The organism is Gilliamella sp. Fer1-1 (assembly GCF_001690825.1).
Classification (GTDB): Bacteria; Pseudomonadota; Gammaproteobacteria; order Enterobacterales; family Orbaceae; genus Gilliamella; species Gilliamella apicola_C.
Map to the genome: position 1 here is coordinate 20,038 of NZ_LZGX01000113.1, position 13,748 is coordinate 33,785.

A 13,748-nucleotide genomic window follows, 5' to 3' on the forward strand; every position below is an offset into this window, starting at 1 on the left:
AACCATATCATGGCAAAAGGTGTACGCGAAAAAATTAGATTAGTTTCTTCTGCTGGTACAGGTCATTTTTATACCACTAGCAAAAATAAAAGAACTATGCCTGAAAAGATGGAGATCAAAAAGTATGATCCCGTTGTTCGTCAGCATGTAATTTATAAAGAAGCTAAAATTAAATAGTTTTAGATAAATAAAAAACCCAGCAAATGCTGGGTTTTTTATTTTATTTTTTTCTATACATAACCATCATAACTATCAATATCTGCCTACCAACTTATTACCCACACTTGCATGTTCGCCTGCCTTTTTTACTGTTTTAAATTAATATAACTTAAGCCCACAATCATACAACTGATAGCAATTAAGATAGTTAGCTATTTAAAAGCACTCCTTGAAAAAATAAAAAAGCGCCAGTTGTTAACGGCGCTTTTGTCAGTAAAAAAATAACTCTATTTCAAATATTGTTGTTCATAGGCTCTTGCTTTTTTGTCATCAAAAACATGTTCCCAGCGAGCTATAACAATTGCAGCTAATGCATTGCCAACCACATTAACAACCGTTCTACCCATATCTAAAATACGCTCTACCCCCATAATATAACCAATCCCTTCAAGGGGAATGCCAACACTGCCAAGTGTTGCGGATAACACAAGGATTGAAGCACCTGGTACTCCTGCTATACCTTTAGAAGCTATCATTAGGGTAATGACAATTATAATTTGATCTAAAATAGTTAAATCAATATGGAATAATTGGGCTAAAAAGATAACTGTAATACTTTGATAAAGCGTTGAGCCATCAAGATTAAATGAATAACCTGTTGGAATAACGAAACTTGTAATCGATTTTGGTGCGCCATATGACTCCATTTTTTCAATAATTTTCGGTAATGCTGTTTCAGAGCTTGCAGTTGAAAATGCGATAACCAGTTCTTCTTTCAATATTTTTAGCAGTGTGAAAATATTAAAACGACAAATTTTACAAACAAGACCAAGCACCACTAATGTAAATATAATCATCGCTGAATAAACAGTTAAAATCAGTTTAAGTAGTGGTAATAAAGATTCAAATCCATATTTGGCAACAGTCACAGTAATGAGAGCGAATACACCAATTGGGGCATAACGCATAATCATGTTAGTAACTTTAAACATAGTGTCAGAGATAACCTTTAAGAAAAATACAAAAGGCTCGCGCTGTTTATCTGGTAACGACATTAGACCTAAGCCGAAAAAGACACAGAAAAAGATAACAGGCAATATAGCTCCATCAGCCATTGCTTTAAAGATATTTGCAGGAATCATATCAAGAATCATGACAATTAAGCCATGAGGTTTTCCACTTAATTCTTCAGCTGCCTTTGCATATTTGCTCACATCTGCTGTTGCAAGTGTTGAAGAGTCAATTCCCGCTCCCGGCGCAAAAATATTTCCCCAACAAAGACCTAATAAGATAGCAATCGTGGTAATAATCTCAAAATAAAGTATTGTTTTTAGGCCTAATGTCCCTAATCGTTTCGAACCACCAATACCAGCAATACCTAAAGTTAATGTACTAAGTATAATAGGCAGGACAATCATTTTAATTAAACGAATAAAAATATCGCCCGCTGGTTGGAAAATGTTGACTATCGAAAATTGATAATAAGAGTGTAAAGGGTGGCTAGGAGTAGAGAGTTCAAATAAATAAGCCCCCACCGCTATCCCTAAAATTAATGCAATCAAAATCTGCCATGCAAGATTAGTTAAGACTTTTTTTATTGAGAAAGACATGCAATTCTATTCCTTTTCACGATATTGGAAAACAAAAAAGGACTAGCAATACCAACTAATCCTTTTTTTGTAATTAAAAAATATTATTCAGATTTTTGAGTAGAATCATCACTATCGTAAGCATCTTGAGATAATTCTGATTCAACTTCATCTTCCGTTTCAGCAATTCGCTGCAGTCCAACAACTTTTTCGTTTTCAGCTGTTCGAATCAGGGTTACACCTTGAGTATTTCGGCCTACAATGCTTACTTCAGATACTCGAGTACGCACTAAAGTACCTGCATCAGTAATCAGCATAATTTGATCTGTTTCCTCAACTTGTACTGCACCAACAACTGCACCATTTCGTTCGCTCACCTTAATAGATATCACTCCTTTAGTTGCGCGTGATTTAGTTGGATATAACTCTTGTTCAGTACGTTTGCCATAACCGTTTTGGGTTGCCGTTAAGATTGCTCCATTTCCTCGAGGAACTATCAGTGATACGACTTTGTCATCGCCCTCTAATTTAATGCCTCGAACGCCCGTCGCCGTTCGCCCCATGCAACGAACTTTATTGGCTGGGAATCGAACAACTTTACCATTTGCAGAGAACAACATAATATCTTCTGTATTAGAGATTTGAGAAACTTCATCATCATTCTCAATCTCATCAACAATGACATCATCATTAAGTTCTTCATCATCAACAGTGTCAGACGTTTCATTGCTCGTTAAATCAACGCCAATTAGCTCGTCATCATCACGTAAGTTAATCGCAATAATCCCCCCACTTCGAGGGCGACTAAATTCAATTAATGACGTCTTCTTAACGGTACCTTGCGCTGTTGCCATAAATACGCAATGTTCATCATCAAATTCTCTAACTGGTAGAATTGCGGTAATGCGTTCATTTTCTTCAAGCGGTAATAAATTAATGATTGGGCGCCCTCTCGAACCACGACTAGCTTCAGGTAGTTGGTAAACTTTCATCCAATATAATCGCCCACGGCTAGAGAAGCAAAGGATAGTATCGTGAGTATTAGCAACTAATAATTTTTCAACAAAGTCTTCTTCTTTAATTTTAGTTGCCGATTTACCTTTACCACCACGACGTTGAGCTTCATAATCTGACAGTGGCTGATATTTGACATAACCTTGGTGCGAAAGCGTAACAACGACATCTTCTTGAGCTATTAAGTCTTCAATATTGATATCTGCACTGCTTGCTGTAATTTCAGTTCGCCTTGCATCTTGGAATTGGTCACGAACACTTTCTAGTTCTTCGCGAATCACTTCCATTAGGCGTTCTGAACTAGCTAAGATGCGCAATAATTCACCAATCTGAACTAATAGATCTTTATATTCATCAAGAATTTTTTCGTGTTCTAGGCCTGTTAAACGATGTAAACGAAGATCTAATATAGCTTGTGCTTGTGCCTCTGATAGGTAATAGTGCCCTTGGCGGATACCAAATTCTGGTGCTAAATCTTCAGGACGAGCAGCATCATTACCCGCCTTTTCAAGCATTGCAGCAACATTACCTAATTGCCAAGCTTGCGCTAATAATTTCGTTTTTGCTTCGCTAGGCGTTGATGCTGCTCGGATAAGCTCAATCACAGGATCAATATTAGCAAGCGCTATCGCTAAACCCTCTAATACATGAGCACGCTCACGAGCTTTACGTAATTCGTATATTGTCCGACGTGTTACTACTTCTCGACGATGAAGGACAAAAGCTTCAATCATGTCACGTAAGTTTAAAAGCTTTGGTTGACCTTTATGTAAAGCAACCATATTGATACCAAACGAAACTTGTAATTGAGTCAACGAGAAAAGATTATTTAATACAACTTCACCAACCGCATCTCGCTTGATTTCAATAACAATACGCATACCATCTTTGTCAGATTCGTCACGTAATGCTGAAATGCCTTCTACTTTTTTATCTTTAACTAATTCTGCAATTTTTTCGATCAGTTTTTTCTTATTAACTTGATATGGGATCTCGTGGACTATAATGGTTTCCCGCCCACTATGATCATCGACTTCAATTGTCGCCTTAGACCGAATATAAATAATACCACGACCAGTACGATAAGCATTTTCAATGCCTTTACGTCCATTAATTAATGCTGCTGTTGGAAAGTCTGGCCCATGAATATACTCCATTAAACTATCAACCGAAATATTTTCATCTTCAATAAAAGCTAGGCAGCCATTAATAACTTCAGAAAGATTGTGTGGAGGAATATTTGTTGCCATACCAACAGCAATCCCGGACGCACCATTAACTAATAAATTAGGAATTCGCGTAGGTAACACATCTGGGATCATTTCTGATCCATCGTAGTTAGGTGAAAAATCAACTGTTTCTTTATCTAGATCTGTTAATAACGAGCCTGCAAATTTTTGCATACGAATTTCGGTATAACGCATTGCCGCTGCTGAATCACCATCAACAGAACCGAAGTTTCCTTGACCATCAACCAACATATAACGCAATGAAAATGGCTGAGCCATCCGCACAATTGTATCATAAACAGCTGAATCACCATGTGGGTGGTATTTACCGATAACGTCCCCAACAACACGAGCTGATTTTCGATATGGTTTATTCCACTCATATCCCGCTTCATGCATAGCAAATAAAACACGCCTATGAACAGGCTTTAAGCCATCTCGGACATCAGGTAAAGCACGCCCAACAATAACAGACATTGCATAGTCAAGATAAGAGGATTTTAGTTCATCTTCAATATTAACGGGGGTTATTTCTTTGGCTAATTCGGTCATAACACCATGTTCTCTTATTAATTTAAGTCATCATAACAGGCTATAATATAGCATAAAAACGCTATTAATGCAGAACTAAACTGTTTTTATTTCAACTTATTGGCTATGAATAAACAATGTATTTTCAATTAATTGGCATAAGCAATTTAAAATCATTGCGTGCATTTCATATGCCATCACTTTGTTGTAAGATGGGACTCTTATTTCAATATCATTTTGCCCAAGCAAACCAATAACTTCGCCTCCATCAAAAGCAGTTAAAGCGACAATTTTCATGTCTTTAATTACTGCCTCTTGAACGGCTCGAATAATGGCTCTGCTATTTCCTTGGCACGTTGCTATAATTAAAACATCACTTTGCTGCCCTAATGCTTGAATTTGGCGGGCATAAATTTCTTCATGGTTGGCAATTGCACTTAATAAAACATTGTCCGATACAAGAGCTATTGCTGGAATACTTGGCCTTTCGATATTAATACTGGTGATCAAACGCGAAGTAAAGCTTTGTACATTAGCAGCAGATGGGCCATTACCACAGCTCATTATTTTATTGCCATTAAGTAAACTCTCAACAATAATATTTGCTGCTTTTTCAATAGAATAACCAAGTGATTCTGCCATCACAATTTGAGTTTGAATACTTTCAGTAAAATAATTTTTAATTAAATCTTGCACGCTTTCACCCAAAAATTAAAATGCGTTAATAATCCATTTTTGACTTTTACCTGTAATAGCAAAAACATCAAACCTAAACTCTGTATCTTCAATATTTAAATTTTGCGTTATCATCCATTGCTGAGCAGCTTGCTTTATTTTATTTTGCTTATTTAACGTCACAGTCGTTTCAGCATGACCAAAATTGGCATTTTTTCTATAACGTACTTCAATAAAAACAAGGCATTTACCATCTAGCATAATTAAATCAAGTTCACCAAAGCGAAATTGGGCATTATAGGCCAGAAGTTTAAGCCCTTGCTTAAGTAGGTATTGGCAAGCAATATTTTCATAATACTCACCAATTTGTTTTTTATTCGCTTTTCGAATCAGAGTTAGTTCCGCTATAAATGTATTGCTGCCAAGAGAGTGAGCGAGTCACTTCACATTGATCACTTGTTGATAATTTACCAGTCATACCATCTAGAAAATTAAGTTGATATGAATTGAGTTGATTAAATCGATTGGTAAGCCTCCACGCATCAATCCCCATGGCATATAAACGCATTAACGAATAATCTTTCTGAACATTGCTAGGTATCTTTGTATTCACATTATCCTTTTGAATCATAGGAATTTCAGCATATTCAGTTTTATTCATATCATAATAAAAATCATCAGAAGCATTAGCAACATGGCTTTTTGAGCTTGAATAAAGCATGACAGCAGATGAGTTACCAATATTCTTATTAGCGCCCATATCAAGCATTGGTTTTATCAACGTCAATTCATCATATGATGCGTAAATGTAAATAGCATCAAACCCAGCCGATATCATTTCACCTGATGATACTTCATCATTCGAAATAGGGCTTCCCGCAAGGCTAATACCGACATTGTGATTCATATTAGCACTTAGTGTTTTAGCGTTACCAAAATATTGTACGTAAGCTTGTGAACTATTTGCCGACAGTTGTGCCCATTGTGCTGCAAAGCTTTGCGCAACACGCCTTCCCAAATCATTTTGAGGCACTAATACCAGTGGTTTTATTTTATTTTGGGAATAAATATGGTCAGCTGCATCTTTTGCTTCATCTTCTGGAGATAAAGCAAAAAAACACATTTTATTAGCAGAAGTAGTTGTTTTATCAACTTTGTTCAAGGCTAAAACAGGGATAGCAGGCGCTAGCTCTTTTATTTTAGTTACTTCATTTTTTAATAAAGGACCGACAATTAATTCAACATGTTGTTCCTGTGCTTGCTGGATTAAAGCATCCATAGGAGCACTAGTTGTATCGACTACAATTACATTTTGTTGCGGTTCTTGTGGAAAAAACTTTATAGCATCAATGTAACCTTGACGAATAGTTTCACCAAATATACGAGAAGAACCACTTAATGGTAACAATAAAGCAACCTTTTTTCCATTAGCATCAACTGCAAGCGTTTGTTCACCAGTCAATATTGATATAATTTCTTTAGCTGGATGATCAGGGTATTGTATAGCCCAATTATTAATGGCTTGTTTTAATAATTGCTTTTGATTTTGAGATTTTGTAGCAATTGTGTCTGGCGTATCATCATCTTGTGGAGCAGGTACATCATTATTTTGTTGATAAGCATATGCCAAATCAATCCAACCTTGTAATGTAATGTCATCTTCACCCACTAAAACTTTACCGATTTTATCAGCCTTTAACTTACTAAAAAAATTCCATGTACTGTTTAATAGTTGCCTTTTTTCAGTTTCAGATACATATTTTTCTAATTGAAGATAATCATGAGCTTGGGCATTAAGATCTTTACTATTTATATCTAAGCCTAATTTTATCATATAATAACGATATAGCTGTGAGTTATTCAAATCAACAATCGTTAATTGATTAAGGTCAAATGGACGCCTTTTTTTTACAGCAATTTCACCTTGTGATAATAATTTTTCTTCTTTCTGTTCAGCATTAAGATCGGAAGGTAAATTTGATAATAATGTGTTTGCTTGTGTCAATTTATTTTCTTTTATTAGGGCTCGAATAGCTAATAATTGCCAATTAACTTTCACAGAGCCAGAACTATTATCTGCTTGTGATAAATAATAACTAGAATTTTTGTTATTATCAAAGCTAAGTGATTGCTTTGATGTTTCAAAAGTACATCCTGCCAAAAATGCAAATAGTGACATAATTAACATAATATAAAAGGAGCGTTTTAAATTCATACCCATTCTCTTGTAAGTTGTTATCCCCAAATTCGTTGTACATGAACGGTCACTTCTTCTCGATCATGATAAAGCTGCTTAGCCTGAATTTGTACATTGATTTTTTTATTATTTAATTCATCGTTTAACAATTGTAAACTTTGTTTTACTTCTTCATAACGCTTTTTCATTGGTAGTTTGAGGTTAAAAATAGCCTCTCTGCACCAGCCATTAATCAGCCATTTGGCTATTAATTCAGTTACCTTGGCTGGTTTTTCAACCATATCACAAACCAACCAGTAAATATTATGCTTTTTAGGCACAAATTTGAAGCCATCTTCACGATAATGTTTAACTTGCCCTGTTTCCATTAGTTTTTCATTCATAGCCCCATTATCAATGGCATAAACCATCATACATCTTTTAACCAACTGATAAGTCCAACCGCCAGGACAAGCACCTAAGTCAACCGCATTCATCCCCCCCTTTAAACGCTCATCCCATTCTTCATAAGGAATAAAAATATGAAAAGCTTCTTCTAATTTTAGTGTAGAACGGCTTGGCGCATCAGTTGGAAATTTTAGTCTAGGAATGCCCATATAAAAAGGTGAATTATTTTGGCTTAGCGAATAACCAACATAACAGCTATTATTATTGATAAAAAATAAGTGAATTACAGGTCTTAATGGATTTTGGACTTTTAATAAAATACGTTTTCTGCGCAATGCTTGGCGAAGGGGAACAGTAAATTTTCGGCAAAATCCAGAAAGCACTTTGCCTTCATTTGAATCGGCAACTTCAACACGCAAATCGCCAGCTTTATCGATAAGACCAGCTAATGCATCAATAATAGGAGAAATTCGGTCATTTGTCGGCAAATCTGTTAATAAATCGCCCGATACAAACATTTGTCTTGCAAAAATTAATGTTCGAAAAGCTAAATCTTTTATTATCAATTGTGCATCACCATCTTGATAACATTCAAAGACAACATAGCCACTGCTTTCTCTCACTTTTGCATAGCCGTATATTTCTTTTTTTGCTGCTCTATCGGTAATTTCTGCTGCACACTCTTTTTCAAATCCACAGCGACAATATAAAATAATTTTATTTAGTTTTTGCATATTGTAATTTTTACTCTTTCAACAAAAGCTATAAATAACAGCAATTTTAATCGGATTGAACATTATCGGTATATAAAGGAGCATCTCCTTTTGGGCGAGTTTTAAATCGCCGATGTAACCACATATATTGTTCTGGTGCTTTTAAAATTTCTTGCTCAATGACTTTATTCATAAAAGTAGCAGCACGTACATCATCATCTATTGGATAACCTTCCAGTTCTGAGGTAACGTAAACTGTGTAGTGACCATCTTTTTCACGTTTTGGCGTAAAGGGAATAATTGCAGGCTGGCCTAATTTAACTAATATGCGAGTTCCCACCGTTGTTGCCACTTTTTCAACTGAAAATAGTGGTGCAAATACGCTATTTTTAGGACCATAATCGTGGTCAGGCGCATACCACAACAGCTCGCCATTTTTTAGTGCACGAATCATCCCTTTTGTGTTATGACGGTCTAGCATATATTTATTTGACTTGAGCCGACCTTTAAGTTGAACATAATCCATGACTGGATTATCATTGGGTCGATAAACACCTACACCAGGATGGCTCATTCCTAAAATACGAGCACCTAATTCCAAAGTTAAAAAATGAATGCCAATAAGCAAAACACCTTGGCCTGATTGTTGCACTTTTGTAATGTTAAAATCGCCAACAATAGAAACATATTTCGCAAGCCGTTTATCTGACCAAAACCAAGCCATACCTGTCTCAAAAATAGCCAAGCCAGTCGAAATAAAATTTTCACGCAACATCTGCTCTCGTTCTTGTTGCGATTTTTTTGGAAAACAGAGCTTAAGATTTTGCCTTGCTGTTTCTTTACGTTTTCCGATCAGCCGCATTGAAAGTAAACCTAGTCCTTTACCAATTTGGTAAATAACTGGGTAAGGTAATAAAACAGTTACATATAAAACGCCGATACCAAACCACGTTAACCAATAACGAGGGTGCAGTAACCGTTTAGTAAAAATAGGGCGAATTTCCTGATTTGGGCTCATAGTAAGATCAAATAGCTATTTAAACAGTAGTAGATTATTATATACCATATCTTGAATTGCGAAGCAGAAAATAAAATACTTACATTTAAATAAATATTTCCTTTAATTTTTGTTTTGAGTAAAAATGATAATTTAAAATAAACATTAGGAAATAATTTGATTAATCCCTAATATTTATTTTCTCATTTTTATTTAGCAATAAAACATACACAAAATGTATCTATTTCCTAAAAATTCTTTACCAAGCTTTAAACTGCAACAGGGGCTTTAATCGCTGGGTAAGGATCATAATCCATAATTTCAAAGTCCTCAAAATTATAATCAAAAATTGTTGGAGGTTTACGTTTAATTATTAATTTTGGTAATACTTTTGGCTCACGACTTAATTGTAAATAGGCTTGTTCCATATGATTTGAATAAAGATGTGTATCACCACCGGTCCACACAAAGTCCCCCACTTGTAAGTCACATTGCTGTGCGATCATGTGAACTAACAAAGAATAGCTTGCAATATTAAACGGCAACCCTAAAAATACGTCACAAGAACGCTGGTACAGCTGACAAGAAAGCTTACCATTTGCAACATAAAATTGGAAAAAAGCATGGCACGGTGCTAATGCCATTTTGTCTAATTCACCGACATTCCAAGCAGAAACAATCATACGTCTAGAGTCAGGATCATTTTTAATTTGCTCAATTAACTGCGAAATTTGATCTATTTGACGACCATCATCAGCACCCCATGCTCGCCACTGTTTACCATATACAGGACCTAAATCACCATTTTGATCAGCCCATTCATCCCAAATAGTTACTTTATTGTCTTTTAAATAATTAATATTTGTGTCACCCTTCAAAAACCAAAGTAATTCATGAATAATTGAACGTAAATGGCATTTTTTAGTTGTCACAAGGGGAAAGCCTTCTTGTAAATTAAATCGCATTTGATGACCAAAAATAGATAGCGTTCCTGTACCTGTTCGATCTGACTTAGAGGTACCCTCATCTAAAATTTTTTGCATTAACGCTAAATATTGTTTCATCGTATTTTTGCCTTCTTGTTAAATCTATACGCAAGTAAGATCATTAAAATGCCACCAATAATCATTGGTAAACATAGAATTTGCCCCATACTAAAAATATTTAAAAATAAACCTAATTGCTCATCTGGCTGTCTAAAAAATTCTATAACAAATCTAAATAAACCATAGCAAAGCAAAAACAACCCAGATACAGCCCCCGTTGGTCTTGGTTTTCGAATAAAAATATTTAAGATAATAAACAGCACAACACCTTCAAATAGCATTTCGTAAAGCTGCGATGGATGTCTTGGTAAAATACCATCTAACTGAGAATATAGAGAAAACCATTCTGGATGAGTCTGAACATACATAAAATCAGCATGCGAGGAAGCTGGAAATAGCATACCTATAGGCGAATCAGTTACTCGTCCCCAAAGCTCCCCATTAATAAAATTACCAAACCGCCCAAACATCAGACCAATAGGAACTAGAGGAGCAACAAAATCGCCTACTTGCATAAAACTTTTATTTGTCTTTTTAGCAAAAATAGCAATAACACAAACAGCGCCAATTAAGCCACCATGAAAAGACATACCTCCTTCCCAGACTTTAAATAAAATCACAGGATCTTTAATAAAAGCATCAAGGTTATAGAAGAACACATAACCTAACCGCCCACCAATAAAAAGGCCTAAAAATCCCCAAAATAATAAATTTTCAACTTGCTGTGATGTCCATTGGCTATTCGGTTTATTTGCTCTGCGTTTAGCCAAGTAAAGAGCACCGAGTACCCCAAATAAATACATAGCACCATACCAATGAAGTGATATAGGTCCAATAGAAAAAGCTATCGGATCAAAATTAGGAAATTGTAAATATTGATTCATTTTTTAATACGCTTTTTGTTTTTTCGTTTATGAGCAAAGAAGTTAAAACGTTTCTTTTTTGAAACATTAGTCATCGGGGGTGCAATTTCAGATTGTATAGTAAACACAGGTAAAGAAAATTCCTTCATTGCCTTTCTATAAACATCTCTTTTAAAAGCAATAACCTGACGAATAGGGTACCAATAACTTACCCATCTCCAATCATCAAATTCAGGTGTTGAAGACATATTGAGATTAATTGCTGACACATCAGATATCAATTCTAATAAGAACCACTTCTGCTTCTGACCAATACAAACTGGCTGATTTTCCCAACGGATCATCCTTTTGGGTAGTTTGTATCGCAACCAACCATTAGTAACAGATAAAATCTTCACATCTTTTGACGATAAACCAACTTCTTCATTTAATTCACGAAACATTGCCTGTTCAGGCGTTTCGTTTATTTTTATTCCGCCCTGAGGAAACTGCCAAGAATTTTGCCCATATCGACGAGCCCAAAGTACTTGACCATACCTGTTGCAAATAACTATTCCTACATTTGGACGGTAGCCATCATTATCGATCACTGACTACCTCAAAAAAATTATTTTTAATACCTAAATTGTTTCATACATGTGGCAATAAATAAATAAAAAAATGAATTAATCATGTAAATATATCTTTATATAAACTATATAATAGTTCATAAAAAGTTTGCTCAACAAAGTTACCTAATTTACCAACCCGCAAACTACTAGCTAGGATGTCGGTCAGCATAAAACTACAGTTTTATGCTGACCGACATTAAGCCAAACTTAGTAACCACTGCCATCATTAAAATTTTTTCATCTCAATTAGGGAAAAACCTTTTATAACCAGTTGATGAACTAACAATAAACGTACTCTAAGTAAAGAGCTATTAGTATAATAACTGTCTTTTAATATTTGATATTTTTCATGCACCGAAAATTGTGTCACAACATTAAACGGTTTATTAAAGGCAATTAGTGAACTCATTTTATCATCTTCAATACGTTATTCTTCGGACTATCCGCTCTAGATATTATTATACAAATCAGAGCTCCATTAAATAAAATACCAAACGTAAAAAAGCCCAGCATCACTGCTGGGCTTCACTAAATTTAAAAGTCTGGCGGCACCCTACTCTCACATGGGTAATACCCACACTACCATCGGCACTACGGCGTTTCACTTCTGAGTTCGGCATGGGGTCAGGTGGGACCACCGCGCTATTACCGCCAGACATATCCTGTCTTCTCTTCTCTCAATTACTGTGTATTATCTCATATCCACTGCAATTACTCAATCCGGAACAAACTGCTCTCTCATTTATTAAACAATTTAAAGTCAATCTCTATACAATCATCAACTTCAATCATCCTATCGCGTAACTCCAAAACAACTCCGAGTTGTAAGGTTAAGACTCTCGGTTCATTAGTATCAGTTAGCTCAATGTATCACTACACTTACACACCTGACCTATCTACGTCTTAGTCTCAAACGGACCTTACTGAATCTCTTCAGGGAAAACTCATCTCAAGGCTAGTTTCGTACTTAGATGCTTTCAGCACTTATCTATTCCGCACGTAGCTACCGGGCAATGCAATTGGCATCACAACCCGAACACCAGCGGTGCGTTCACTTCGGTCCTCTCGTACTAGAAGCAAACCCTCTCAATTTTCCTACGCCCATGGCAGATAGGGACCGAACTGTCTCACGACGTTCTAAACCCAGCTCGCGTACCACTTTAAACGGCGAACAGCCGTACCCTTGGGACCTACTTCAGCCCCAGGATGTGATGAGCCGACATCGAGGTGCCAAACACCGCCGTCGATATGAACTCTTGGGCGGTATCAGCCTGTTATCCCCGGAGTACCTTTTATCCGTTGAGCGATGGCCCTTCCATTCAGAACCACCGGATCACTATGACCTACTTTCGTACCTGCTCGAGCCGTCACTCTCGCAGTCAAGCTAGCTTTTGCCATTGCACTAACCTCCTGATGTCCGACCAGGATTAGCTAACCTTCGTGCTCCTCCGTTACTCTTTGGGAGGAGACCGCCCCAGTCAAACTACCCACCAGACAGTGTCCCTTACCTCGATTCAGAAGTATAGGTTAGAACATCAAACATTAAAGGGTGGTATTTCAAGGTCGACTCCATGCATACTGGCGTACACACTTCTTTGTCTCCCACCTATCCTACACATTAAGGCTCAATGTTCACTGTCAAGCTATAGTAAAGGTTCACGGGGTCTTTCCGTCTTGCCACGGGTACACCGCATCTTCACGGCAATTTCAATTTCACTGAGTCTCGGGTGGAGACAG

The 13,748-nt window shown here is 36.3% G+C and carries 12 protein-coding genes and 2 rRNA genes; 1 reads left to right on the plus strand and 13 read right to left on the minus strand.

The window, feature by feature from the left end:
• Positions 1-9 precede the first annotated feature (9 nt).
• Positions 10-177 (plus strand): 50S ribosomal protein L33, encoded by a 168-nt coding sequence (gene rpmG, locus A9G28_RS12565; RefSeq protein WP_025314526.1) that lies wholly within the window; start codon positions 10-12, stop codon positions 175-177.
• A gap of 269 nt (positions 178-446) precedes the next feature.
• Here the strand turns inward: rpmG and gltP are convergent, their stop codons facing one another.
• The 13 genes from gltP to A9G28_RS12625 all read right to left on the minus strand — a co-directional run.
• The gene (gene gltP, locus A9G28_RS12570) at positions 447-1,757 is read right to left on the minus strand and encodes a glutamate/aspartate:proton symporter GltP (RefSeq protein WP_065568337.1); all 1,311 of its coding nucleotides are present in this window, start codon (positions 1,755-1,757) and stop codon (positions 447-449) included.
• Positions 1,758-1,852: 95 nt separating this feature from the next.
• Positions 1,853-4,543 (minus strand): DNA topoisomerase (ATP-hydrolyzing) subunit A, encoded by a 2,691-nt coding sequence (gene gyrA, locus A9G28_RS12575; RefSeq protein WP_065580894.1) that lies wholly within the window; start codon positions 4,541-4,543, stop codon positions 1,853-1,855.
• Between the two features lie 96 nt (positions 4,544-4,639).
• Entirely contained in the window at positions 4,640-5,218 is a 579-nt protein-coding gene (locus A9G28_RS12580) for an SIS domain-containing protein (RefSeq protein WP_065580898.1), read from the minus strand.
• Between the two features lie 15 nt (positions 5,219-5,233).
• Positions 5,234-5,605, minus strand: a complete 372-nt coding sequence (locus tag A9G28_RS12585) for a YraN family protein (RefSeq protein ID WP_218057389.1) — start codon at positions 5,603-5,605, stop codon at positions 5,234-5,236.
• Positions 5,571-7,412: a penicillin-binding protein activator gene (locus tag A9G28_RS12590; protein WP_065580896.1), complete on the minus strand. Its 1,842-nt coding sequence runs from the start codon at positions 7,410-7,412 to the stop codon at positions 5,571-5,573. The genes A9G28_RS12585 and A9G28_RS12590 overlap by 35 nt, the downstream gene beginning before the upstream one ends.
• 20 nt (positions 7,413-7,432) lie before the next feature.
• Positions 7,433-8,515, minus strand: a complete 1,083-nt coding sequence (rlmM, locus tag A9G28_RS12595; RefSeq protein WP_065580897.1) for a 23S rRNA (cytidine(2498)-2'-O)-methyltransferase RlmM — start codon at positions 8,513-8,515, stop codon at positions 7,433-7,435.
• 46 nt (positions 8,516-8,561) lie between these two features.
• A complete protein-coding gene (gene lpxL, locus A9G28_RS12600) occupies positions 8,562-9,512 on the minus strand; it encodes an LpxL/LpxP family Kdo(2)-lipid IV(A) lauroyl/palmitoleoyl acyltransferase (RefSeq protein WP_065568311.1) in 951 nt (316 codons plus the stop codon).
• A gap of 248 nt (positions 9,513-9,760) precedes the next feature.
• Positions 9,761-10,555, minus strand: a complete 795-nt coding sequence (gene thyA, locus A9G28_RS12605; protein WP_065568310.1) for a thymidylate synthase — start codon at positions 10,553-10,555, stop codon at positions 9,761-9,763.
• On the minus strand, positions 10,552-11,421 hold the full coding sequence (gene lgt, locus A9G28_RS12610; protein ID WP_065568309.1) for a prolipoprotein diacylglyceryl transferase: 870 nt from the start codon (positions 11,419-11,421) through the stop codon (positions 10,552-10,554). The genes thyA and lgt overlap by 4 nt, the downstream gene beginning before the upstream one ends.
• A complete protein-coding gene (rppH, locus tag A9G28_RS12615) occupies positions 11,418-11,990 on the minus strand; it encodes an RNA pyrophosphohydrolase (RefSeq protein WP_065568308.1) in 573 nt (190 codons plus the stop codon). The genes lgt and rppH overlap by 4 nt, the downstream gene beginning before the upstream one ends.
• A 247-nt stretch (positions 11,991-12,237) precedes the next feature.
• Positions 12,238-12,420: a hypothetical protein gene (locus A9G28_RS13450; protein ID WP_141673688.1), complete on the minus strand. Its 183-nt coding sequence runs from the start codon at positions 12,418-12,420 to the stop codon at positions 12,238-12,240.
• A 131-nt stretch (positions 12,421-12,551) separates the two neighbouring features.
• Positions 12,552-12,667, minus strand: a 5S ribosomal RNA gene (rrf, locus tag A9G28_RS12620).
• A gap of 170 nt (positions 12,668-12,837) precedes the next feature.
• Positions 12,838-13,748, minus strand: a 23S ribosomal RNA gene (locus tag A9G28_RS12625); the annotation flags it as partial.